The 24,844-nt window shown below is 38.6% G+C and carries 28 protein-coding genes and 2 other annotated features (1 of these 30 running past the window's edge); of the genes, 4 read left to right on the forward strand and 24 right to left on the reverse strand.

Annotation, left to right across the window (positions count from 1 at the left end):
- Positions 1-4: a binding site (T-box leader), on the reverse strand; it reaches 238 nt to the left of the window's first position.
- A gap of 320 nt (positions 5-324) precedes the next feature.
- Positions 325-2,013 carry a methyl-accepting chemotaxis protein gene (locus L6W14_RS15600; protein ID WP_131520497.1) on the forward strand — a complete coding sequence of 563 codons (1,689 nt, stop codon included), beginning with the start codon at positions 325-327 and terminating at the stop codon, positions 2,011-2,013.
- Positions 2,014-2,117: 104 nt separating this feature from the next.
- On the opposite strand, the gene secDF is transcribed toward L6W14_RS15600, so the two are convergent.
- Positions 2,118-4,385 (reverse strand): protein translocase subunit SecDF, encoded by a 2,268-nt coding sequence (secDF, locus tag L6W14_RS15605; protein ID WP_131520496.1) that lies wholly within the window; start codon positions 4,383-4,385, stop codon positions 2,118-2,120.
- A gap of 346 nt (positions 4,386-4,731) precedes the next feature.
- The gene (locus tag L6W14_RS15610) at positions 4,732-5,040 is read right to left on the reverse strand and encodes a post-transcriptional regulator (RefSeq protein ID WP_237898307.1); all 309 of its coding nucleotides are present in this window, start codon (positions 5,038-5,040) and stop codon (positions 4,732-4,734) included.
- A gap of 93 nt (positions 5,041-5,133) precedes the next feature.
- Here L6W14_RS15610 and L6W14_RS15615 point away from each other — a divergent pair, with 93 nt between their 5' ends.
- Positions 5,134-6,651, forward strand: coding sequence for a putative polysaccharide biosynthesis protein (locus L6W14_RS15615; RefSeq protein ID WP_048395180.1), 1,518 nt, complete (start codon positions 5,134-5,136; stop codon positions 6,649-6,651).
- Here L6W14_RS15615 and L6W14_RS15620 read toward each other — a convergent pair.
- On the reverse strand, positions 6,648-7,283 hold the full coding sequence (locus L6W14_RS15620; protein ID WP_066036504.1) for a DUF421 domain-containing protein: 636 nt from the start codon (positions 7,281-7,283) through the stop codon (positions 6,648-6,650). The genes L6W14_RS15615 and L6W14_RS15620 overlap by 4 nt on opposite strands.
- A gap of 138 nt (positions 7,284-7,421) precedes the next feature.
- On the opposite strand from L6W14_RS15620, the gene L6W14_RS15625 reads away from it, so the two are divergent.
- Positions 7,422-8,273 carry a polysaccharide deacetylase family protein gene (locus L6W14_RS15625; RefSeq protein WP_237898308.1) on the forward strand — a complete coding sequence of 284 codons (852 nt, stop codon included), beginning with the start codon at positions 7,422-7,424 and terminating at the stop codon, positions 8,271-8,273.
- A gap of 73 nt (positions 8,274-8,346) precedes the next feature.
- Here L6W14_RS15625 and yajC read toward each other — a convergent pair whose 3' ends face one another.
- The 7 genes from yajC to L6W14_RS23155 form a co-directional block, all read right to left on the reverse strand.
- Complete coding sequence (gene yajC, locus L6W14_RS15630; RefSeq protein WP_004226696.1) at positions 8,347-8,613, reverse strand: preprotein translocase subunit YajC; 267 nt, start codon at positions 8,611-8,613, stop codon at positions 8,347-8,349.
- 252 nt (positions 8,614-8,865) lie between these two features.
- Positions 8,866-10,011, reverse strand: a complete 1,146-nt coding sequence (tgt, locus tag L6W14_RS15635; RefSeq protein WP_016991901.1) for a tRNA guanosine(34) transglycosylase Tgt — start codon at positions 10,009-10,011, stop codon at positions 8,866-8,868.
- Positions 10,012-10,068: 57 nt separating this feature from the next.
- Positions 10,069-11,109 carry a tRNA preQ1(34) S-adenosylmethionine ribosyltransferase-isomerase QueA gene (queA, locus tag L6W14_RS15640; RefSeq protein WP_237898309.1) on the reverse strand — a complete coding sequence of 347 codons (1,041 nt, stop codon included), beginning with the start codon at positions 11,107-11,109 and terminating at the stop codon, positions 10,069-10,071.
- Between the two features lie 17 nt (positions 11,110-11,126).
- The gene (gene ruvB / locus L6W14_RS15645; RefSeq protein WP_131520491.1) at positions 11,127-12,131 is read right to left on the reverse strand and encodes a Holliday junction branch migration DNA helicase RuvB; all 1,005 of its coding nucleotides are present in this window, start codon (positions 12,129-12,131) and stop codon (positions 11,127-11,129) included.
- Positions 12,132-12,149: 18 nt separating this feature from the next.
- Complete coding sequence (gene ruvA, locus L6W14_RS15650) at positions 12,150-12,770, reverse strand: Holliday junction branch migration protein RuvA (RefSeq protein WP_048395174.1); 621 nt, start codon at positions 12,768-12,770, stop codon at positions 12,150-12,152.
- Between the two features lie 111 nt (positions 12,771-12,881).
- Positions 12,882-13,760, reverse strand: coding sequence for a phosphotransferase (locus L6W14_RS15655; RefSeq protein WP_313872351.1), 879 nt, complete (start codon positions 13,758-13,760; stop codon positions 12,882-12,884).
- Positions 13,750-14,796 (reverse strand): LysM peptidoglycan-binding domain-containing protein, encoded by a 1,047-nt coding sequence (locus tag L6W14_RS23155; protein WP_281116050.1) that lies wholly within the window; start codon positions 14,794-14,796, stop codon positions 13,750-13,752. The genes L6W14_RS15655 and L6W14_RS23155 overlap by 11 nt, the downstream gene beginning before the upstream one ends.
- A 141-nt stretch (positions 14,797-14,937) precedes the next feature.
- Between L6W14_RS23155 and L6W14_RS15665 the strand changes: the two genes are divergently transcribed.
- Positions 14,938-15,471 (forward strand): transcription repressor NadR, encoded by a 534-nt coding sequence (locus tag L6W14_RS15665; protein ID WP_131520487.1) that lies wholly within the window; start codon positions 14,938-14,940, stop codon positions 15,469-15,471.
- 127 nt (positions 15,472-15,598) lie between these two features.
- Here the strand turns inward: L6W14_RS15665 and L6W14_RS15670 are convergent, their stop codons facing one another.
- The 14 genes from L6W14_RS15670 to mreC form a co-directional block, all read right to left on the reverse strand.
- On the reverse strand, positions 15,599-15,991 hold the full coding sequence (locus L6W14_RS15670) for a thiol-disulfide oxidoreductase DCC family protein (protein WP_237898310.1): 393 nt from the start codon (positions 15,989-15,991) through the stop codon (positions 15,599-15,601).
- A 24-nt stretch (positions 15,992-16,015) separates the two neighbouring features.
- Positions 16,016-16,894, reverse strand: coding sequence for a prephenate dehydratase (gene pheA, locus L6W14_RS15675; RefSeq protein WP_048395164.1), 879 nt, complete (start codon positions 16,892-16,894; stop codon positions 16,016-16,018).
- 164 nt (positions 16,895-17,058) lie between these two features.
- Positions 17,059-17,514 (reverse strand): ACT domain-containing protein, encoded by a 456-nt coding sequence (locus L6W14_RS15680; protein ID WP_004226679.1) that lies wholly within the window; start codon positions 17,512-17,514, stop codon positions 17,059-17,061.
- Positions 17,515-17,538: 24 nt separating this feature from the next.
- The gene (gene obgE / locus L6W14_RS15685) at positions 17,539-18,828 is read right to left on the reverse strand and encodes a GTPase ObgE (protein WP_054550027.1); all 1,290 of its coding nucleotides are present in this window, start codon (positions 18,826-18,828) and stop codon (positions 17,539-17,541) included.
- A 5-nt stretch (positions 18,829-18,833) separates the two neighbouring features.
- Positions 18,834-19,361 carry a Spo0B domain-containing protein gene (locus tag L6W14_RS15690; RefSeq protein ID WP_131520486.1) on the reverse strand — a complete coding sequence of 176 codons (528 nt, stop codon included), beginning with the start codon at positions 19,359-19,361 and terminating at the stop codon, positions 18,834-18,836.
- Positions 19,362-19,538: 177 nt separating this feature from the next.
- Complete coding sequence (rpmA, locus tag L6W14_RS15695) at positions 19,539-19,838, reverse strand: 50S ribosomal protein L27 (protein ID WP_016991892.1); 300 nt, start codon at positions 19,836-19,838, stop codon at positions 19,539-19,541.
- Entirely contained in the window at positions 19,835-20,191 is a 357-nt protein-coding gene (locus tag L6W14_RS15700; RefSeq protein ID WP_016991891.1) for a ribosomal-processing cysteine protease Prp, read from the reverse strand. Before L6W14_RS15700 ends, rpmA begins: the two co-directional genes overlap by 4 nt.
- 16 nt (positions 20,192-20,207) lie before the next feature.
- Positions 20,208-20,516: a 50S ribosomal protein L21 gene (gene rplU / locus L6W14_RS15705; RefSeq protein ID WP_004226667.1), complete on the reverse strand. Its 309-nt coding sequence runs from the start codon at positions 20,514-20,516 to the stop codon at positions 20,208-20,210.
- Positions 20,517-20,530: 14 nt separating this feature from the next.
- Positions 20,531-20,608, reverse strand: a sequence feature (ribosomal protein L21 leader region).
- A gap of 45 nt (positions 20,609-20,653) precedes the next feature.
- Positions 20,654-21,265 (reverse strand): zinc metalloprotease, encoded by a 612-nt coding sequence (locus L6W14_RS15710; RefSeq protein WP_131520485.1) that lies wholly within the window; start codon positions 21,263-21,265, stop codon positions 20,654-20,656.
- The gene (locus L6W14_RS15715) at positions 21,255-21,809 is read right to left on the reverse strand and encodes a peptidoglycan DD-metalloendopeptidase family protein (protein WP_016991889.1); all 555 of its coding nucleotides are present in this window, start codon (positions 21,807-21,809) and stop codon (positions 21,255-21,257) included. Before L6W14_RS15715 ends, L6W14_RS15710 begins: the two co-directional genes overlap by 11 nt.
- Before the next feature lie 93 nt (positions 21,810-21,902).
- A complete protein-coding gene (gene minD / locus L6W14_RS15720) occupies positions 21,903-22,700 on the reverse strand; it encodes a septum site-determining protein MinD (protein ID WP_131520484.1) in 798 nt (265 codons plus the stop codon).
- Between the two features lies 1 nt (position 22,701).
- Positions 22,702-23,370, reverse strand: coding sequence for a septum site-determining protein MinC (gene minC / locus L6W14_RS15725; protein ID WP_131520483.1), 669 nt, complete (start codon positions 23,368-23,370; stop codon positions 22,702-22,704).
- A gap of 27 nt (positions 23,371-23,397) precedes the next feature.
- Positions 23,398-23,922 carry a rod shape-determining protein MreD gene (gene mreD, locus L6W14_RS15730; RefSeq protein WP_004226656.1) on the reverse strand — a complete coding sequence of 175 codons (525 nt, stop codon included), beginning with the start codon at positions 23,920-23,922 and terminating at the stop codon, positions 23,398-23,400.
- Positions 23,922-24,836, reverse strand: coding sequence for a rod shape-determining protein MreC (gene mreC, locus L6W14_RS15735; RefSeq protein ID WP_048395155.1), 915 nt, complete (start codon positions 24,834-24,836; stop codon positions 23,922-23,924). The genes mreD and mreC overlap by 1 nt, the downstream gene beginning before the upstream one ends.
- Positions 24,837-24,844: the final 8 nt, after the last annotated feature.

Below are 24,844 nucleotides of genomic sequence, written 5' to 3' on the forward strand. Positions count from 1 at the left end.
TCTCAGCTATTCTCATCTAAACTCAGCTCATCTGTTCTGTGGCTGACCTCGCTCCCGAGATCTTCTACCTTGACCGAACAAAAAGTTAGCCTTAATTCTATGCCAATCCAATCCTATTGTCAATCAATTCTGACGAAAAAAGTTGAAATTCCTATTTTATCAGAGGAATCAAAAGTAGGTATATTATCCTTCTATAAAAACTTATTGGAGAATAAGATTTCCTACGATTGAAAATTCCTTGACTATTGACCATGTAAATATATCAAGTTATAGTAATTTCAGTACATCAATTTTTTCCATATAATAAAAGAAAGTAGGAAGTTTATGTCCGTTCGCAAAAAATTAAATATAGGATTCATTTCCTTAACATGTTTACTTTTTATCTCAAGCATCGTATCATTTATTCAATTTAAAACAACTCAGAATGATTTAGAAGAAGTATTAAAGCATCGGATGGTGCAAATCCAATTAACAGATAAAATCCAACAACAACTTGCTTCTCAAGGTTTATTTTTACGCGCCTATATTTTAAATAAGAAGGACGAAACAGCTAAGGCCAATTTAGATCGCTATGAAAAGTTGTTACCTGAAACAGTTCATGAACTTTCTACTATTGTTCGATCAGATTATACAAAAAATATTATGCAGCAAATCACGGAATTGCAAAAAGAGTTACTGTCAAATTCACAGAAAGCTTTACAAGCGTTTAATAGTGGCAACACGGATCTAGCACTCTCAATCATCAATAATGATGTTACAAAATACAATAAGGACATTTTTAAGTTAACAACTGAATTATTAGCTTATCACGATGAACAGCTTCAAAATGTTGACCAATCTGTTAATCAAACCGTTTCACGCGCTATTATCATTGCTATTAGCCTTCTCCTTGCAAGTATTATTATTGGTTTATATTTTATGCATATGGTCAAAGCCTCCATTGTCGTGCCCCTACGCAAGGTTATTGGAGCAGCAGATACATTAGCACAAGGTGATTTAACAATTGCTGAGCTTGACCATCAATCCAAAGATGAGATCGGTACACTTGCCAATGCAGTCAATACATTAAAACAAAATCTAGCTGGTTTAATGACTAACATTCAAGATCGTGCATCCCATTTATCGGCTGTTTCAGAAGAGCTTTCTGCTAGCACTGAAGAAGTAACTGCAACGTCCGATAATATTGCTCAACGAATTCAAAATAATGTAACACATATCACTTCTTCTGCTAGTGCCTCTCAGCAAAGTGCTGTGGCAATGGATGAAACTGCATCAGGTGTCCAACGCATTGCAGAGGCGACTCAAAGTCTTCATCACAATGCAGAAAATCTGACTCAGCTTGCCCATACAGGTGGTGCAACGATTGCAACAGCAAAAGAACAGATGAATATGATCGCACTAGCAACTTCTGATATTGCAACATTAACGCAAAAACTAAGTAAGCAATCAGAAGAAATTGGGCAAATTACAACAGTGATTACAGCAATTTCAGAACAAACAAATTTACTGGCACTAAATGCAGCTATTGAAGCAGCAAGAGCAGGAGAACATGGGAAAGGCTTTGCAGTCGTAGCGGATGAGGTACGAAAGCTTGCTGAGGAATCGACTCAATCTGCCAATCAAATCGTTGCTATTACAAAAGAAATTCTAACCGATACACAAAATGTAGCAGCATCAGTAGATAATGGTTTAGCTTCTGTAAAGGACGGTGTAGCCAAAATTCATGAGGCTGGAGATGCTTTCTATTCCATCACCTCTGCTGTTGCTGCATTCACAGAGCAAATTGAAGAAATTTCTGCCACATCAGAAGAAATCTCTGCTAGTGCAGAGCAGGTTGCAGCTTCTGTCACGGAAATTGCCAATGTTTCTAACGAATCAGCAACGAATTCTCATATGATTGCAGAATCTGTTGACGAGCAAGTTGCGACCATGCAGCAGGTAAATACTGTCGCAGAAGAATTAAGTGAAAATGCGCAACAGCTACAAGGCTTAATCCAGCAATTTAAATTGTAAAACTATATGAAAATTCTGCTGCTTTTTATAAAAGGCAGCAGTTTTTTTGCATGAAAAAAGCAGAGAATAGAAAACCATATGTTTTCCATTCTCTGCTCATTATATTATACAGTAGGCTCGTCTGTACCCCATTGTTTCTTCTCTTTTTTACGTAGCTTCCCATCTGATTTTTTCATTTCACGAATTTTTAATGAATACCAGATTTGAGCTGCGATACAGATTGAAGAATACATACCTGTAATCAAACCAATCAATAACGCGATAGAGAAGTTTTGAATAGATGGTGCACCAAAAATTAATAGGGCTACAACAACGATAATTACAGTTAATACTGTATTAACCGAACGACCCATTGTTTGGCGTAGCGATTTATTCACAATATTCGCCAATACTTCACGGTCATTAATGGTATCATAACGATCTAAGTTTTCCCGCATACGGTCAAAGGTAACGATCGTATCGTTGATGGAATACCCAACAATTGTTAATACAGCCGCAATAAACGTAATATCTACTTCTAAACGCATGAAGCTAAAGACGGCAACAATTAAGAATACATCATGCAATAATGAAACAATTGCACCAATACCCATGCGCCATTCAAAGCGAATTGCTACATAAATGATAATCCCTATTGCTGCAAGAGATAAAGCCTTAATCGCATTTTTTACAAGTTCCTTACCAACTGTAGGCGATACAGTACTTACAGCTGGTTCATGACCATATTTTTCGCCAGCTTCTTTTTTAAATTCTAAAATTTCTGCTTGTGTAAGGTCATCTTTATAGCGAATGACTGCTGTATTACTTTTCTCACCAGAGAGTATGATATCTTCTGATGAAAAATCAATGCTATCTAGATATTTGGACACTTCTTCTTTTGTTAATGTTTGATTCGATTCAATTTGGACACGAGTACCGCTTGAGAAATCGATACCTAGGTTAAGGCGGAAGATGCCAAGAACCACTAAACCAGCCACTAAAATGGCTAATGAGAACGTATAGAATTTCTTACGGTTGTGAACAAAGTCAAATCGATCGAATTTCGTTGATAAATCTAATGTACCAATATTTTCATCTAGACTATGCTGTTTAGATTTTGCAATACCAAACCATGCAGGACTGTTGAAATAGCCACTGTTTACAAGTAGTCCTAATAGGACACGTGAGCCCCAAACTGCTGTTAAGAAGCTCAATAAAATACTAATAATTAATGTTGTAGCAAATCCTTTAACAGAGCTTGTTCCCCATTGGAACAATACTGCTGCAGCTAATAAAGTTGTCAACTGCGCATCGACAATGGCTGATAAAGATTGTTTAGAACCAATTTGGAAGGCTTGTTTAGCGGAATAACCCACTCGTAGCTCTTCACGTATACGTTCTGCCGCTAAAATATTGGCATCTACTGCCATCCCTATACCCAGGACAATGGCCGCAATACCTGGGAGTGTTAATACCGCATTAATCCAGTCAAAGACCACTAATACTAGGAATGTAAACACAACCAGTGTAATGATGGAAATAAAGCCTGGTAAACGATAGTAGAATAGCATAAATAAGAAAATAACTACTACGCCGACAATACCAGCAAAAATAGTACTTTTCAGTGCTGCATCACCAAATTGAGCACCAACAGAAGTTGAATAAATTTCATCTAGCTTTACAGGCAATGCCCCAGCATTTAAAATATCTGCTAAATTTTTTGTTTCTTCAACAGAGAAATTACCGCTAATCATAACATCAGTTGTATTTAATGTTTGACTAACTGTTGCTGCAGATGCATAGCGAGGCTTTGCTTTTTGTGATTCCGCTTTATAGGAATCGACACCCTCTTCAAAGTCTAACCATACAACCAGTAAATTTTGACCTGCGGGTTTTGCTGCAATTTTACTTGTTATATCAGCAAATTTTTTCGCATCTTTTAAAGTTAAGGATACAATCGGACGATTTTGTTGGTCAAAGGAGCCTTTAGCACCGTTAGCTTTCAAATCGTCTCCATCTAATAATAAATTATCATCAACATCACGGAATGTTAAATTCGCAGAAGTAGACAATAACTTACGTGCCGATTCCTGATCTTCAACACCAGCTAATTGCACACGAATACGATTTTTGTCCTCAACCTGAATACTCGGTTCACTAACCCCCATCGTATTTACACGTTCACCAAGTGCAGTGGATGTTGCTGTGACAATTTCTGGTGTAATTTTTTGTCCTTCTTTTAATTCATTTACCTCGTAAAGCACTTCAAACCCGCCCTGTAAGTCAAGACCAAGCTTGATGTCCTTTAAGACGCCGGTTACAGTCGTACTAATACCTGCTGCCAATAGCACGATAATCAGTAGGAATGCAACTATACGACTTTTTAGTTTCATCAATAAATCCTCCTCGAATTGGTGTAAGGGCTGTCCTTACACGCCAAACAAGTAACTAGCAATACCTTTTGAAACGTTTAATCCTCCTTTTCATCTAGAATCGTGTTACCTGTGCTTCAAAAAGGTTGCTATACTTATTTCAATCGTTCATAACGCGCAAGTTTATCTTAGTATTATTAGGTACTAGCCTTCTAAATGTCAATAAAAGCATAGAAGACTTATGTAAGTAAGAACTTATTCAAAATAAAAAAAGCGCAACACACTTATTATGAAACAGGTTGCGCTTGGTGTCAATTCAACACGTATAGGATTCTTTGAATTATTGTAAAATTTGACACATCATTGATTACGTTCTGACTGGACCAAGCAGTAATTGTAACTCTTCTGTATTGACTTCTCCAAACCAATTATTACTTTGTAAAAACTCTACTTGATTAAATGAGACGATATCAGATGGTGATACCGAAAAAATGGTAGAAATGACTTCATGTATACGCAGTTGATCAACTTTCTTTTTACGCCATTTTTTTTCAATACAGTAGCGCCAGAGTTCTTCAGCTGTAATAGCAGTATATTGATAATGCTGAAACTCTGCTATCTTACTATCAATTGCCGGACGAATCTTTTCAAATAGTTGCTCATATTGCATACTCATTTTGAATCATCTCCAATCAAAGTCGTAACGTAAGACATGCTTGCATACAAATAGTGTAAATGAATTTTTGCGGCTTGAGAAGGGACGGATGGCATGAGTTCTTTTGTACGAGGTACATTATTTTTAATGTTTGTGATTTTTTTATCTAAACTTTTTGGCTTCTTTTATAGAATGCAATTTATGCGGATTGCTGGTGAAGAGGCTGTCGGTATTTATATGACCGTCTATCCAGCGTTTATTTTCTTCATCTCACTCATTCAACTAGGACTACCTATCGCTGTGGCTAAAATAGTGGCTGAATTACTAGCAAAAAATAAACGTGAGAACATCTTTGGTGTCATGCGTACAGCCATTCTTTGGTCATTCATTGGCATGATCATTTTTATGCCACTCGTTGCACTAACAATACCATATATTTCAACAACTCTATTACATAATGAACAGACAACATTTACACTATGGATTGCACTCTTTGCTGTACCAGTATCAGTTGGATCTGGCTTATTACGTGCCTATTTACAAGGTGTTGCTAAGATAACACCGACAGCATGGGCACAAATGATCGAACAAATTGTACGTATTAGTTTCATTACATTAATGCTACCCTATGTGGCTAATTACAATAATGCTGCTGTCACGGCTGCGGCCGCAATGGGCATTACACTGCTAGCTGAAGTTGTAGCCTTCTTGTATTTATGGCTACACTATATCGTGTCCAAAAAGAAATTACTGACACGAAAAACTAAAATTGAAGGGTATCCTGCATCACCAATGTTGCGTATTGCCCTTCCCTCTGCAGGCAGTAAACTTTTTGGTTCTTTCACTTGGTTTTTAGAGCCGATTATCTTTTTAAAAGCTTTAACTGTGGCCGGTTTAACCGCTTCTGCTGCCACTATTTTATATGGTGTCATCTCAGGTGTTTTGGTGCCATTACTGTTATTTCCCGCCTTTGTATCAACAGCCTTATCGATTGTGCTCATTCCAGCTGTTAGTGATGCCGTCGCTCGTCAGCACACCCCTCTATTACAGGAACGAATATCGGTGTCCCTAAGATTGTCTTCGCTAGTGGGGTGCTTTGCTGCTACGTATTTCTTTGTGCATGGAGATGAATTGGCGATGAAGCTTTTTCATTTAGAAGAAAATCGCGGGTACGTTAAAATTTTAGCTCCTATTTTTTATTTTTATTATATTCAAAGCCCTCTACACTCCATCTTACAGGCAATTGGTGAGGCAAGAGCTGCCATGATGAACTCCATCTATGGTGGACTAGGTAAACTTTTCGTGATGTTTGTACTTGCCTCTCAACCAGGAATCCAGGAAAAAGGAGCCGTTGTAGCTATTGGCTTTGGTGTATTACTAACGTCATTCTTGCATATTGCAACAGTTAGACAACGTAAAAACCTGCGTGCTGGCTTCAGAATGTTTGTCGTGCCTTATAGTTGTTTTATTGCTGTTTGCGTCGCTCAGTATTTCCTTATTCCAATACTATCACTACCATTTATTTTAAGTAGTGGTGTGACATTATTTTTGCTATTTACCTTTTTATTATTTACCAATCAGTTGCGTATTACAGATTTCCGTTACATTAAAAAATTAGCAAAGAAAGTCTAGGATTCCTTTAATTGGATATGCAGCTTATTGTCTTCCCAAATACAAAAAAATACTGTTTCACTGTCAGTAATATTATTTTTTGCTAGCTCACCCATTAGCCAATCCACATCTTTATGCATGGTAAATAAATGTCTCTCTTGAATATCACCGTCGATAATCAATGGATACACAAAGGCTTTTTCATCTTTTTTATAGACAGAAAGATTGCCTGAAGGCTCTAAATACGCAAAGGCTACATCTGTCACAGATGCAATTCCGTTTTCTCGTAATTGCTGACATAAATCATCTAAATTATAGCGGTGTTTTCTCATCTCACTCTCTAAAATAACACCGTCTTTTACTAATAAAGCAGGATCACCATCCACTAGGTCACGTATTTTTTTGAACTTTAATGACAAAAAGGCACTTAATATTTGAATAAAGAGCAAAATAATGATCGGTAGTATGGCATTAAAGAGAGGATTTTTATAATCGTCTAGCGCAAAGGCTGCTACTTCTGCAATTAATACAAATACGACCAAATCGATGACTGATAATTCACCTACTTCTCGTTTACCCATTAAACGGAAAACGATGATGATAAACACATACAAAAAGCAAGTTCTAAAAATAATATGGTAATATTCTTCCATATAAACACCCCCATACTATCAAGGTGACCTTACTTATTGTTTTTTATACAGTTTTCAAGGAATAGTCCGTACTTGTTCGTACACACTAACATAGAGCTTATATGCTTATTACAATAAACATGCAAACAAGGTGAGGACATGACAAAAAAAATAATTGTTTTCGTTTTTGTTTATATCCTTTTTCTTATTAGACCTTATCCTATTTATGGGTATCAGGAACAGGAAATACCTATTCTTATGTACCATCATTTAGAGGACAATATAAACAATACTACAGTTATTTCACCCAAAAGCTTCGAAAATCAAATGAAATTACTTAAAATGGAAGGCTATCAGGCCATTTCTGCTCAGCAATTATATGATTACTTAAACGACCAAGCGCCGTTACCTCAAAAGCCTGTGTTAATTACTTTTGACGATGGGTATTTTAGTAATTATGAAAAAGCTTACCCGATATTGAAAAAATATGATATGCATGCAGAAATCTTTGTGATTGCAAGCCGAATCCTAGAGATGAATGGGAACAATCACTATCCAAATGAAACAGCAAAGATGAGTTGGGATCAATTAAAGGAAATGAAGGATTATATTACAATCCAGAGTCATACTTGGGACTTACATTATAAATTACCTTCAAAAAACGGTAAACTAAATGGCGCAGTATTTGGTCCTAGTATTGTAAATGGGCAACTAGAGAGTCAGGTTGAATATGAGGAAAGGGTAAGAAATGATTTTATTCATTCAAGAAAAATAATCAAAGAAAAGTTAGGATATGAACCAATAGCAATAAGCTATCCTTATGGGATTTATTCACCCTCCACCATCCAATTAGCCAAGGAAGCTGGCTTTAAGATGACCTTTGTCATACAAAATAAACATGTGAAAAAAGGCGATTCCCTATTTACGTTAAGCAGAATAACGATTAATGGCAATGATACTGGTGAGGCATTTATTCATAAATTAAAAACTACAACGGCAAAAAACATTTAAACATAGCCATCCAATATTAGATAAAAAAGACTTACAATATAGCTATCGCCTATTGTAAGCCTTTTCTTCTTTGTTACTGATTGTCATTGACAATTCGTCCAATTGCTTGACGGTCAAATTTCACTCGTACATTGTCAGCAATTTTTAATGTTACTGCTGTGTCTTCAATTGCATCAATAACACCGTGTAAACCACCAATTGTAATGACTTTATCTCCACGTTGCAAACTACTTTGCATATTTTGTGTTTCCTGCTGTCTTTTTTTAGCTGGACGGATTAAGATAAACCACATTGCAACGAACATTAATAATATTGGTGCTAATCCTAATAATTGATCCATAATAGCATCTTGCCCCCTTTCCAAATCTCACTTTTTTAGTATAGACTATTCCACCATTAAAAAGCGATGGACAAGCCCAAAAATTTTCTCAATTACTAATATTTTTTCTATGATTGACAATATTTTGCTAGAAATATTCACTTTTTACAAAGTTTTGAATGATTTGCAAAACTATTGCTATTGATGATGGACATTAGGAAATGCCTAATGACCTTTTTAATTTAGCGCATGTAATGATCCTATTCGTCTAGTTTAAAAGTTTTTTGCATCTGGCCCATTAAAGCCGTATTTTTCAAAGAACTCTTCACGGAAATCACCAAGACGATCTTGACGAATTGCCTCACGTACTTGCTCCATCAATTTTAATAGGAAGTGTAAATTATGATAGGATGTTAAACGAATACCGAACGTTTCTTCCGTGCGAATAAGGTGACGAACATAGGCACGAGAATAATTTTTACATGTATAGCAGTCACAGTTCGGATCAATCGGTCCAAAGTCACGTGCATATTTTGCATTTTTCACTACTAGACGTCCTTCTGATGTCATCAGTGTTCCATTACGTGCAATACGTGTTGGCAGTACACAGTCAAACATATCAATACCACGAATTGCCCCATCAATTAAAGAATCGGGTGAACCCACACCCATTAAATAACGAGGCTTATTTTCAGGCATCATTGGCGTAGTAAATTCTAAAACGCGGTTCATCACATCTTTCGGTTCTCCAACGGATAATCCACCAATTGCATAGCCTGGGAAATCTAGTTCTACTAACGCTTCTGCTGAGCGGCGGCGTAAATCTTCGTACTCTCCACCTTGAATAATGCCAAATAAACCTTGCTCCTCTGGACGCTGATGTGCTTCCTTACAGCGTTTTGCCCAACGAGTTGTTCGATCAACTGATTTCAGCATATAGTCATGTGTCGCAGGATACGGTGGACATTCATCAAAGGCCATCATAATATCAGAGCCTAAATCATTTTGAATTTCCATTGCCTTTTCTGGGCTCAAAAATAACTTATCTCCATTGAGGTGATTACGGAAATGAACTCCTTCCTCCTCAATTTTCCTGAATTGACTAAGTGAAAATACTTGGAAACCACCTGAATCCGTTAAAATTGGACGATCCCAGTTCATAAATTTATGAAGTCCGCCTGCTTCTTTGACAATATCATTACCTGGACGAAGCCATAAATGGTACGTATTGGACAGAATAATACCGGCATTCATCTCTTTTAATTCTTCTGGTGACATGGTCTTCACCGTTGCTTGTGTGCCAACAGGCATAAATGCTGGTGTTTCAAAGGAGCCGTGTGGTGTATGGACGATGCCAAGACGTGCTCCTGTTTGTTTACATGTATGAAGTAGTTCATATCGAATTGCTGGTTGTGTCATAAAATAAATAATCCTTTCTTATCTGAAGTAAAAACAGTACTCCGATTTTATCCACTATTATTTTTTGGGACGTATAAACATTGCATCACCAAAACTAAAGAAGCGATATCTTTCTTCTACAGCTTGCTGATAAGCACTTAAAATGGTCTCACGAGTAGCTAGCGTACTAACAAGCATGACTAGTGTTGATTTTGGTAAATGGAAGTTTGTGATTAACCCATCCACCACCGTAAAATTGTAGCCTGGATAGATGAAAATAGACGTCCAACCTTGTTCTGCTCGCACTTCTCCCTCATATTTAGAACCAATTGTCTCTAATGTACGAGTAGAGGTTGTCCCAACAGCTACTACCTTGCCACCGTTACGCTTTACGCGATTAATTGTATCTGCTGCTTGTTCTGTAACACTATAGAATTCCGCATGCATTTCATGGTTCTCAATCGAGTCTACACTAACGGGACGAAAAGTGCCAAGACCGACATGCAGCGTAATAAAGACAACCTCTACGCCTTTAGCCTTCACTTGAGCTAATAGCTCCTCTGTAAAATGCAGCCCAGCTGTAGGCGCTGCGGCAGAACCACGCTCTTTGGCATAAACGGTTTGATAACGATCCTTATCCTCTAGTTTTTCACGAATATAGGGAGGTAATGGCATTTCACCAAGTTGCTCTAATATTTCATAAAAAATACCATCATACTGAAATTCAAATGTACGTCCGCCATGTTCAAGCTCACCTGTACATGTAGCTGTTAATAAACCGTCACCAAATGTGATGACTGTTCCTACCTTTACACGCTTTGCCGGTTTTACAAGTGTTTCCCACTCATCTGTACCAGCCATTTGCTTCAGTAGCAATACTTCTATATGTGCACCTGTTTCTTCTTTTACACCCATTAAACGAGCAGGTAAAACTCTTGTATCATTTAGTACAAGACAGTCTCCAGCATGTAGCTCGTCTAATACATGGGCAAAATGGTGGTGCTCCACTTTATTTGAGCCCGGTGTCACGACCATTAATCGACTGGCTGTACGATCCACTAATGGTGTTTGGGCAATAAGTTCCTCTGGTAATTCAAAATCAAAATCTTCTACACGCATGAAAATAACTTCCTTCTTTATGTTTGTTGGGGATACTCATATCCAAAATGTTCGTAGGCTAAATGTGTGGCTACTCTTCCTCTCGGGGTACGTTGAATAAGGCCAATTTGCATCAAATAAGGCTCGTATACATCTTCTATCGTAACCCGTTCCTCACCAATTGATGCAGCAAGAGTATCTAAGCCTACTGGTCCTCCTCGGAATCGCTCAATCATATTGGTTACAAGTTTATGGTCAATATGATCAAGCCCTCTAGGATCTACTTGTAACAGCTCTAATGCTCGCTGTGCAAGACCCTCCGTTATCATACCATCTCCAAGCACTTGTGCATAATCTCGCACTCGTTTCAATAAACGATTGGCAATTCGAGGTGTTCCACGTGAGCGTCTCGCCATTTCCATTGCTGCTACTTGCTCTATTTCTACCTCAAATAAATGTGCACTTCTCACAACAATTTCTGCAAGCGATCGGTCATCATAATATTCTAGGCGCAGCAACACACCAAAGCGATCTCTTAGAGGAGCTGATAAAGCACCCGCTCTTGTTGTTGCACCTACAAGGGTAAAGGGAGGTAAATCAAGTCGTACAGAACGTGCTTCAGGACCTTTTCCTACCACAATATCTAAGCAGAAGTCTTCCATTGCTGGATATAATACTTCTTCAATAGCACGGGGCAGTCGATGAATTTCATCAATAAATAAAACGTCTCCAGGCTCTAGTGAACTTAAAATAGCTGCCAAATCTCCTGGACGCTCAATCGCAGGGCCACTTGTCATGCGTACGTTAACATTCATCTCATTTGCGATAACAGCCGCTAAGGTCGTTTTACCAAGTCCTGGAGGTCCATATAACAACACATGATCTAAACTTTCTTGGCGAAGCTTTGCTGCTTCAATGAATATTTGTAAGTTTTCCTTTACTTTATGTTGCCCAATATACTGTGCTAATTTTTGAGGACGTAAAGATAACTCAAACTGCTCATCATAGCTACCTGCTTCACTTGCCATCATACGTTCAGACATGCACCCTTCCTCCTTTCCTTATTTTAATTTTAGCAGTAGTTGCAATGCTTGTTTCATAAAGGCATCTGTCGTTTCAAGTTTATCGTTATCCTCTAGCTGTGGTTTAATTTTTTCTAGCTCTTTTTCAGAATAGCCAAGAGCCATTAAGGCAAGTAAGGCTTCTTCTAATTCGTGTTTATAGGCATGTACACCAAACAAAGGTAATTCATCTTCTGCACTAGGTAATTCAAGTGTATCTAATAATGAACCAAGTTTACCCTTCAAGTCGAGGATCATTTGACGTGCTGTTTTTTTACCAACTCCAGGGAATTTCACTAAAAACGCTTCGTCCTCTCGTTCAATTGCGCTAATAACCTGTTGTGGATTACCTGTAGCTAAAATCGCTAAAGCGCCCTTTGGTCCTATTCCTGACACTAAAATAAGCTTACGGAATAACTCACGCTGATCTAGGTTAGGGAAGCCATATAAAACTTGCGCATCCTCTCGTACATGCAAATGAACATATATCTGTTGCTCAAGGGCAGATGTTCGAAAAGCAAATGGATTAGGCGTATTAAGTTGCCACCCAATCCCCTGTTGTTCCAGCACAATAAATTCAGGTGTAATACGAGTAATTTGTCCTTTTAAATAATCATACATCTATAATCCCTCACAATCATCGTCTTCGATTATAGCATATAGCGAACGAATGCTCGACAAAAAGTAGCCTCTAAACTCCGTTCGCAGACAAAAATGACCGCCAATTGACGGTCATTTCTTGACAAATCTATCAATATCGTACCACAGTTTTGGCCAGTAGGTGAGGGCTCGTTTTGTAAATGGTACTAAATAATCTAAAAATACTAGCTGTTGCTCTAGTGGCAAATCTATAGCAAACAGCCATTCTCGTAATAACTCATTCGGGTATTTCAAGCGATGAAGCTTTCTTTTATCCAGTCGTTTCAGCTCAGGTAACTCTGCAAAAATCTTTCCAAGATCATAATCTACAGCAGGTAACACACGATGTAACCATAAAATATACTCATCATCCGCTTCACCAAGGTGCGCTAAATCAAAATCAATTAAACGTAATTGTCCATCGGAGCACCATAAAAAATTATGATGAACTACATCCCCATGCAATAGCGTAATCTCTTTTTCAGGTGCATCTTCCAATGCAATCAATTGTAATGACTTATCACTATAATGCAATATTTGATCAATTTCTTCTTTCGTTAAAAATGTTCGAAACTCATTTCTTCTACTTTTAAAACGCATATGACGCATTTGCCATTTTAAAAGCTGTGAGTAGGTATGCAAGCCTGGCACGCGCTGCCACGCAATCTTTTTATGTGTGTCATGTAAAGCGATTAATAGTCTAAGAGATTCCTTACGATCTTTTTTATGCGCAAAGTTAGCACCGTGGCTTCCTTCTTGCCACATTTGCACAATTAACTGCTCATCATCGCTCTGAACTAATGGTAGGATCAAAGAAGGTTCCATACGTCCTAATTGGCGATGAATGGTTCTTACCTTCTCCGCAATTTCCACTTGCTTTGCACGTTTGACAAAATAATTTTTCGATCGATATTTATATTTCCAAATATTTGGCTTTACTTCTTCTACAATATACGCTTTTTCACCATCGATAAGGCGTCATCCCGCCTGGGAAATAATGCGGAGACATCCAAGGACCTGCTGCTGATGGGCATGGTGGTGGACATTGTGTCGGACATGGTGGTGGCGGGCAATGGCAAGGGTCCATTTGCCAATTTGGCATCATCATTGGTTGTGTGCCACAGCCACAAGATTGACCCATGTTCATATCAGGCATCATCATTGGTTGTGTGCCACAACCACAGGATTGCCCCATATTCATATCGGGCATCATATCCATTTGTGGCTTTTGGTGATCTTGCGTATGGAAGAATGGTGATGTGGACTCTAAAAAGTCTTCCATTCCACCTACTTTATGATCTGGCATGTCATAGGACATTGGCTGCTGTGGCATCGTATAATGCTCGACCTGCGGCTGCATTGGCATCGGCCACCACATCTGATGATAGATTGGCTGATGGCAACTTGAACAATGAGGTACAGCAGGCATTTGTGGCATGATATGCATTGGTGGATGTGGTGCTGGTTGTGGCATTGGCATTGGCTTTGGTTTAGCTACAGGCGGTGGTGGCGGTGTAGGTGCTGGCGGTGGTGGTGGCTGTATTTGTACAGGTGGTGTTGTAACATTTTGCTCCATTTGTGGCATCACCAATTGCTGGTGCCAATTCATTTCCACAGGCTGCGGTACCCACATCGGCTGTTGTGGCATCTGCATTGGCATTGGCATCGGTATTGGTATCGGTATCATTTGTGGTTCTGGCATTGGCATAGGAGCTGGTGGTGGCGGTACAATTGGCGGTGGTGGTGGCATTGGTCGCTGTACCTCTTTTTTAGGACTTTCCTTTGGTGTCTCCTTATGCACTTGTGTTTCCTTTTTCGGCATTTCTTTATGTGAATCTCTATGCGGCTCTTTGTTTATTTTTTCAGGCAATATAATTTCCATGCCTGGTACAATATAATCTGGGTTGGCAAGATGGACATTGAGCCGCTTCAAATCTTCAAACGAAATGCCGTACTCTTTCGCAATCTTCCACAATGTATCTCCCTTTTGAACAATATGAATACGCAATTTTTTCCTCCCTTCCTCTCTACGTATCATATGTTCAATGTTTCATTTGGATACAAAAATTTCAGCAAGTTAGAAAAGCTTCATGGTACACTAATTCATAAGGAACGCTGATTCCTTTATTACGAGCAGGGGTGATCTCTTATGAAAAAAATGTTAGGCGAAGAACGCCGACTGCAACTATTAGCGCAATTAAAAAAAAATAAAGCACCTATAACTGGGACAGACTTAGCAAAGTTCGCCAATGTTTCTAGACAAGTAATCGTCAATGATATGACTTTATTAAAGGCAAGAAATGAGCCCATTATTGCCACAAGCCAAGGTTATCTTTATATGCATCAAGAACAAATACAGCAAACCGTTGAACGAACATTCCCTTGCTTGCATACATCAGAGCAGACGGAAGATGAATTAATGACGATTGTAGACTGTGGCGGAACCGTCAAAAATGTCATTGTCGAACATCCAATATATGGTGAACTGACAGCCTCTATCATGGTATCCAACCGCCATGAGGTGAAACAATTTATCGAACGTGTGAATGCAACACAGGCCAACTATTTATCTGCTCTCACTGGCGGCATCCATCTACATGTCATCACAGCACCCTCTGTTGAAGTTTTAACATTAATTGAGGGAGCTTTACAAAAAAAGGGCTACTTAGTGTCAGATCAATGAATAGTAAAAGCACCGTCTGAAAAATTGATTTCAAACGGTGCTTTCTGTTTTTTAATGCTGGTATTGTTTCGTTAAGCGCGGGCTTCTGTCCGCAGCTATTGTTCCCTTAAAGGCGAGTATTTCCCTATCAGGAAAGAAATCTTTGACGTTGAGCAGGCGTAGGCAATAAGCATTCACTTTTTTTTCCAAACAAACGATAGCGTTGCTTTGCAAATAATCGATATAATGCATTGCGAATAAATGGTGGTACAAGAATGAAGGTGTAGAAACAAGGCCACAATCCATCAAATTTACGGCAAATGTTTAACGCAGCGGTAGATTCAACAGACACTTTCCCTTGTTCAATTAGAATTACACTATCTATATTCTTTGGTATATGATATTGAGTGAGAAGCGATTGACCAGCCTCGCTTTGCAGCGATGCAAATTGAAAATAGCCAGCTTGATCATGTTTGATGATAAATTGAACAGTGCTATCACAAAAATTACAGACACCATCGAATAAAATAATCCCACCCATCTTCTTTCCTCCTCCTTCACATTACTATGCTTCGTCTGATGTTACATAAGTAAAATAGGTACCCAGTGACTTTACTTTGCAGCCTAGCGCAGCTAATTCTTCCATTGCCCCACGCATCATCGGTTCCTTTTCATCTGCTAATACATCAATCATAAAGAAATAATCACCTAATCCAGTTTTTAATGGACGTGATTCGATTTTACTTAAATTTAGCTGACGCCATGCAAAAACAGAAAGCACCTGATGTAATGCACCTGAACGATCTGTTGGTAAGGTAATCATAAATGTTGTTTTTGCTTGCCCATCTGATAGCTCTTGTGGCAATCGTTTATTTTGCTTAGACAGTACAAAGAATCGTGTATGATTAAAATGAAAATCATGGATATTCTGCTCCACTATTTCAAGACCATATTTTTCCGCTGCGGCTGCATTTCCGACTGCCGCTATACACTCTTGTGGATTCTCTGATACATATTTTGCTGCTGCTGCAGTTGAAGTTGTTTGATGTAATGGTACATGACTAAAACGATAAAATAAATATTTATGACATTGAGCTAGTGCATGCGGATGAGAATAAACACCTTCGATTGACTGCCAATCATCCTTCTGCGCTTTATTGACCATTAAATGCTGCTGAATTTTCAGCAATAACTCTCCAGTCACATAAAGTGTTGCCTCATGGAATAAGTAATCTAATGTTAATGATACAGAGCCCTCTAGTGCATTTTCTAGCGGCACGACAGCTAAATCTACCTTTCCCTCTGCAACAGCCTCTATACATTCTGGAATCGTGGCACACGGTACGAGCCACTCATTTGGAAAAGTAGCCTTTGTTGCTAAGTATGTAAATGATGCTTCTGGTCCTAGATAGGCGATTCGATTTTCCCATTGTTGTTTTGTCATTGCAAATACCTCCTTTATGGCACAATAAGGAGCAGTCCCACGTGATGAATAACGCTTGGGACAGCTCCTTATTTGAGCTTTGTTATCGTATCTTTACCCATTGGGTTATTCAACACGATGTTTGTCATTTTGTCAAAAATTAAAGGATTGAACACTCTCTGTGCTTATAATGCTCCAGAACTAATCACTTCCGCTGATTCCACAAAATCTAAGCGTTTTAATTGCTGGATAAGATCATCAAGATCACAAGTCATGCTTGTTACATCTAATGACAATGTAACATTAGCACGTCCCTGAATAGGGATTGTTTGATGAATCGTTAAGACATTACAATGTGTAATTGTCACAGTTTCTAAAAGCTTGGCAAGTGTTCCTTTTCTATCTTGAAGCTGTAAAAAGACTGTTAAAATGCGTTCCTGCACAATTGAATGAAAAGGAAAAACCGCATCACGATATTTGTAAAACGCACTTCGCGATAAATCCACCTGCTTTACCGCATCCCAAATGGAAGATACTGAACCACTTGATAGTAAGTGTTTCGCCTCCAAAGTTTTTTGCATTGCATCCGTTAAAACATCCTCACGAACTAAATAATATCGCTGATTCGCAACATTCTTCATACGCTTCCCCCTAAAACTCATGTCTTAATCGACAAATTCAAATTCAAACTCTTGTAGGCGAACTGTATCGCCATCTTGTGCTCCACGCTCACGCAGAGCCTCGTCCACACCCATTGCACGCAATTGACGAGCAAAACGACGTATACCATCCTCACGGCTAAAGTCCGTCATTTTAAATAAACGCTCAATTGCATAACCACTAATAATAAATGTACCATCATCATCACGTGTGATTTCGAAATCTTCACCTTTCGCCTCATGCTTGTACATTACGGTTGCGTCTGATTGCTCCTCTAGATCATCATATAGTGGGAATTCAGGCGTTACTTCTAATAGATCGGCAATGGCAAAAAGTAGCTCTTTTAAACCTTGACGTGAAACAGCAGAAATTGGGAAAATTTGAACGTCTTCTCCAACCTTCTGACGGAAAGCTTGTAAATTCTCTTCTGCATCTGGCATATCCATTTTATTGGCTACGATAATTTGTGGACGCTCTGTTAAACGAAGATTATATTGTTTTAGCTCTTCATTAATTGTTAAATAATCTTCATATGGATCGCGGCCTTCCATCCCTGACATATCAATGACATGAACGATAACGCGTGTACGTTCGATATGTCGTAAAAATTGATGACCTAATCCAACGCCTTGATGTGCTCCTTCAATAAGCCCTGGTAAATCAGCCATCGCAAAGCTTCGATGGTCATCCGTTTCAATCATGCCTAAGTTCGGTACAATTGTTGTGAAATGATAAGCACCAATTTTTGGCTTTGCCGCGGAAACAACAGATAAAAGTGTTGATTTACCAACACTTGGGAAACCAACTAACCCTACATCTGCTAAAACTTTTAACTCTAATATAACATTTAATTCTTGTCCTGGCTCACCTTTTTCAGAAAGTTCTGGCGCTGGGTTGGCAGGTGTAGCAAAGCGAGAATTACCTCGTCCACCTCTGCCTGCTTTCGCAATAACTGCTCTTTGCCCATGCTCGACTAAGTCAGCAATAACGGCATTTGTTTCTTCATTCATAACCACTGTGCCTGGTGGTACTTTAACAATTAAATCCTCCGCATTTTTACCATGCATGCCTTTACTCATCCCATGCTCGCCACGAGGTGCTTTAAAATGGCGTTTATAGCGGAAATCCATTAATGTTCGTAAGCCCTCTTCTACTTCAAATACAACGTTACCACCGTGTCCACCATCTCCACCAGCTGGACCACCATTTGGTACATATTTTTCACGGCGAAAGGCTACCATACCGTCTCCGCCATCGCCACCTTTAACATAAATCTTTACGTGATCGACAAACATTTAGTTCACTCCCTATTTGCACTCAAGACATATTGCCAGCGTGTAGTTGTCTGCTCAATTGTTTGAATGTCGAATTGTTTCAAACCTTTTTCGGTGAATGCATCAGCACTCCATAACCCATTTAGCGTGAATGTCACGGCAAATGTATGATCGTCAACACGTACATCAAGCGTTAGGATCTGCTCTGTAAATGGATCTAATGTATCATAAACATGCATAACTGTTTTGTTTAAATAATCTACAACTTCCTGATCAATATCATTGGTCACAGGCTTTTTTATCTCACCGCCTAGCTTCCATGCTAATGATGGGTAACGCCATGCTGCTGTTTGAAGCCATTCAATTGTTTGTGGTAATTGTAGTCGATTGAGGATAGAAAATACTCGTAATTGTTCTGAATAATGTTGAATAAGTTTTTTCGATTCCTCGATTCTACCTAAATCTAAATTCATGCGAATCAGTTGCAGTTGATTCACATAATCATGATTTGCAAAACGTAATACTTCACTAATGGTTAGTGATTGATTGTTCATCCCATTCACTCCAATAAAGTTATCCTTACTAGTATAACAAGTTTTGCTGTATTTTTCCCTTAATTCTTTAATCAATTATACCTTGGTGTCATTGCGTCCAATCGGCTTTTTTGAAATGTAGCCAAAAAAAGGACTGCAATAAATGCAGTCCTCCGCTTTATGTTATCTTATAAAAGATTAAGCTTCTTGTGTTGTTGGATAAACAGATACTTGTTTGCGATCGCGACCTAAACGTTCAAATTTAACAACGCCGTCAACTTTAGCAAATAGTGTATCGTCACCACCACGACCTACGTTTGTACCTGGGTAAATTTTTGTACCGCGTTGACGGTAAAGAATTGAACCACCTGTTACGAATTGGCCATCAGCACGTTTTGCACCAAGTCGTTTAGACTCAGAGTCACGTCCGTTTTTAGTAGAACCTACCCCTTTTTTCGATGCAAAAAGTTGAAGGTCTAATGCTAATAATAATTTCATCGAGTTCCACCTCCTACTTGGTTGTAGTTGATTTGGATGTATTGTCCGTAATTTTGCACCATAGAATACACTTGGGCAGTCATTACTTGAACAATTAACTGTAGTTTTGCATCTACTTCAGGCTCTATGTCTGATGGTAAATCTACCTTGAGATAGCCTCCACCTTCAGCAGCTTGTTCGATTTCTGGCTGAATTTGTAATAATGCATAAATAGCATTCACTGTACCAATGGCTATAGTTGATGCTCCTGCACATACTAAATCCTTACCAGATTCATCATAACCAGCATGTCCTGAAAATTCGAATGCTGACACATGTCTATTTTCATCGTGATGAATCGTAACTTGTATCATTCGCTATACCTCACAATTAAGCGTTGATTGCTTCAACAACTAATTTTGTGTAAGGTTGACGGTGACCTTGTTTACGACGGTAGTTCTTTTTAGCTTTCAATTTGAAAACAACGATTTTTTTCGCACGGCCTTCTTTAACAACTTTAGCTGTTACAGTAGCGCCTTCTACGAATGGAGCGCCAACTTTAACGTTTTCGCCACCTACGAATAAAACTTTATCAAAAGTTACAACCTCATCAGCTTCTACGCCTAATTTTTCAACATAGATTTCTTGACCAGCTTCTACTTTGACTTGTTTACCACCAGTTTCAATAATTGCGTACATTTTACTGCACCTCCTCTTAGACTCAGACTCGCCTGTTTCATAAGGTGATCTTACTAGACACTTAAACCTTTACAGAGCGGTTGTAGTAGCACGGGTGCTACAAACAATAACATTAAAATATTACCACACGATTTTTTTCAAGTCAATCTATTCATAACATATTTTTCAAAAGCAACTCGATATTTTCGATAACGCCATTCTTTCAACACTTGCAACCAGATGAATAAATTTATGATGGCTAAAAAAATAGATTGTGGCAAGAACTTGAAAGTGACAAGTAATAGTATAGTAGCTACGATGAATGATAACCAATAATATAGCTCTATCACGTGAGCTCTTGGATATTTTAAAAATAGGCAGGCTAACAATATCCTTCCACCATCTAACGGTATGATGGGTACAATATTTACAGCCAATAACACGAGTTGTACATTTATAAGCTTAGTAGCGAGTAAATCAGGCATAAAAAAAGCGAGGCCAATCCCAATAATCGTAGCGATTGGCCCTCCTAATGCAATCCATAGGAGTGACGAAGCTTGCACAACCGCTGGATTTTCAAATTGAATTTCTCCCCCGTATGGTGTAATTACGCAGGATTTCACCTTCACTCCACACATTACTGCCGCAATTAAGTGACCAGCCTCATGCCACAGTAAGGAAAACAGAATGATCGCGTAATAGGCTAACTGGCCACTAAAAATCATGACAAATACGAGAGGGATACACAGAAGATGTAATTTAATCCTCATTTGTCTCCGTCGTTTCAAGCCATTGCACAATTTGCTCTAAATCATAATGGGCATCTCCCTTTTCGATGGACACATAAAGTTGACCCGCTTCTTTCATGCCAATTAAATCATTTGCTTGAATAGATGTGTATGGTAGTTGAGCTAAACTATCTAACATACCATAGGAAACGGTTGTACCATCTTCATAGCTGATGGTCATGGTCTTACCTGTGTACTTTGTATGGCCAGTAAAAACGACTAATCCATTTTGACCAGCATAGATAGGTAAGCCAACATCATACTGCAATAGATAGCCTTCTTTAAATACTTGGGCATTCGCAAATGTTAAAAGATCTGCCTGCCCTACATCACTAGAAACCATGATGGTCTCTTTTTCTTTTTCGAACCAGCTTTGTCCGAGTTCACTTAAATACGTTAAATCAGCAGAGGTTGTAACAAGCTTCCGAACAGGTGTATCCACTACACCCTGGTCCTCTAAACGAATTACAAGCATGATCGCCGCCACAAGAAGTATCGTGACAAACCATTTCCATTTTTTAAACAAGCCCTCATCCTTTTTTCCTCACTATATGTGATTGCATGTCCAAACATGCACAAGAAAAAACCTTCTCGTACAATTGCACGAAAAGGTTTTAATTTATTTTGAGAAAAGGGCTTTAAGTTTTGAAAACATCCCTCTTTGCTCATCTTGTATAGCCATTAATGGCACTGATTCACCAAGAATACGACGGGCAATATTTCGATAGCCTAATGACGCTTTATTTGAGGGGTCCATTACAATTGGTTCACCTTTATTAGAAGATGAGATGACGCCTTCACTGTCTATAATAATGCCTAATAAATCAATAGATAAATGAGTTGTAATTTCATTGACATCCAGTGTGTCACCGCTCTTCATCATATGTTGTCGAATACGATTAATGATCAGTTTAGGTGCTGTGATCTCTTCCTGCTCCAGTAAACCAATAATACGATCTGCATCACGAACAGCAGAAATTTCAGGTGTTGTGACAACAATCGCATGATCTGCACCAGCAACAGCGTTACGGTAGCCTTGCTCAATTCCCGCTGGGCAATCGATTAATACATAATCATAATCTCTTTTCAATTCCTCTACTAAGCTCTTCATTTGCTCAGGGGTAACAGCATTTTTATCTGTTGTTTGAGCAGCAGGTAATAAAAATAGTTTCTCATCTACGCGTTTATCCTTAATCAATGCTTGATGAATTTTACAGCGTCCTTCCACCACATCAACTAGGTCATAAATAATACGATTTTCAAGGCCTAAAATCACATCTAAATTACGTAGGCCAATATCCGTATCCACTAAACATATTTTTTTACCTTGTAGAGCCAATGCAGTCCCAAGGTTAGCCGTTGTCGTTGTTTTACCGACACCGCCTTTACCTGAAGTTATGACGATCGCTTCTCCCACACTAGCTTCCTCCCTTAGACACATTTAACAATGGTCGAATATTTTTTAAGGCATGAATTTGATCGTACGTAATGCGTCCATCGTAGCCAATAAATGCACAAGTCATTTCTACTTGATTTATCGCTTTTACATGTTCATCTGACATTACCTGAACTTGATCGGCAATCATGATATGCGTGGCTTCAAATCGAGATGCTGCAATAATTGCTTCTTTATTGCCTTGCATACCAGCATGTGCAATCCCTTTAAGTCTACCTAGGACATATACATTACCTCCAGCCTCAACACGACCGTTTGGATTGACATTTCCTATGATGGTAATATCCCCAGATGAACGCAGAATTTGTCCTGATCTGACCACTCCTATATATGTATCTTGTTGGCTTTCAAACATCTTCTGGTTGCTCTCGTGGACAGTCAGTACTTCACTTTGCACCTTCGATACAATAAGCTGTTCTGTTTCTTCTATAATTTTTATAAGTTCATTTAATTGTTCTTCAGTACAGTATCGATAGCCTAAGTATAATTGTACATCAACTTTACCATCGATACCGCCCTCTAAAACCTTATTCTTTAATTCTTCCACTAGTTCACTATACGCACATTGGTCGTCTAGGCGTAGTACAAAACCGTCCTTCGTTCCCTTCATATTAACTAACTGTTTTTTCATGAATGCCTCACCTCACGTTGTTCTTTGTTAAGAAACCTCACGTGCTCTCTGTAAGACACGCGCATTAATTAGATACTTGAAGGCCCACCCAAGAATCATTAAAAATAAAGCATTCGCAATGATTGTTGGTAGTAGTCGTGAACGTAAGAAATCCGCTAAAGGAATTGCTGTAAAATCGATTAGGAAAAAGAATTGATAGAGAATAAATTCTAAAATCGCTACTAGTACAACTGAAATTGTAGTTGTTACAACTAAGTGCTGATGTATAACTTTCACGATAGACCCTGCCAAAAAACATATAAGTGGATAAAGTACTGAATATAATCCAATAATATCAATGTAAAACACATCATACAAGACACCAAAAAAAAGTCCATACATTACCGCACGTTGACGGCTGTAATAGATGGATATAAAAATAAGGTATAAGATTAAAAAACGCGGTACCAGAAAATAGACTTCCCCTTTAATTTCAATCGGGGAAAGCATAGCAAATTCTGGTTCTAACAGGAATAGTAAAACCGCTACAGAGGGAATGAGAAATCGAACCATCACTCCGCCTCCTCTTCACTCGCCTCTTGCGGATTCGATAAATCCTCATTCGTTGCATTGCCATCTGAACCATCAATACTTGTGGATGTTCGCTTGGCAATCACAACATGCTCTAAAATTGAAAAATCAGCAGATGGTTTGACATACGCCATTTTCGTTAAACCAAAGTCATCTGTACTAACTTCCGTAATTTCTCCTATCGGCACTCCCTTAGGGAAAATACCACCAAGACCTGAAGAAACTACTTGCTCGCCTTCTTTCACCTTCATGCTAGAATCGATTCGCTTCATAATGAGTTCATTACGTTCTTCATCAAAGCCCTCGATTAAACCGTATGCTTCTTTTTCTCCTAGCACCATCGCGGAAACACGATAGTTTGGATTATTTGTATTTAAAAGCTCTACCTCAGATGTGAAAGGTGTAACTAGGGTAATTTTCCCCACTAACCCTTTCGCGGTCATAACTGCCATATTTTTTTTGACTCCATGAGAAGACCCTTTATCTAAAATAATTTTCTCTTCCCACTGGTCAGGATTTCTAGCAATCACTGTTGCTTGAATTGGATTAAATGCCTTTAAGCTCTCAGTTTTATCCAAAAGCTCTCGAAGCTTGTTATTCTCTGATTTTAAATCCGTAGCCTCAGCTTGTACAACTGCAAAATCTTCTAAGCGTGCTTTCAAACGTTTATTTTCTTCGTACGTGTTTAAGAGGGAGTCAATACTATTAAAAACACCATTAATATAATTCGCCGGCTTCGCAACAAGCGATTGTGCGAAACCGACAGTATCTTTAATAATTTGCTCTGGTAAAGTTGCATTCGTCCGATCACGTAATGAGAAGCTAATCAATGCCACAAGAAAAACCATGCCTATGAGCAGCAAAATTACTTTCTTATTGAAAAAAAAGTGTGGCATTGCCTAAA

This window comes from Lysinibacillus sp. ACHW1.5 (genome assembly GCF_022014815.1).
GTDB lineage: Bacteria > Bacillota > Bacilli > Bacillales_A > Planococcaceae > Lysinibacillus > Lysinibacillus capsici.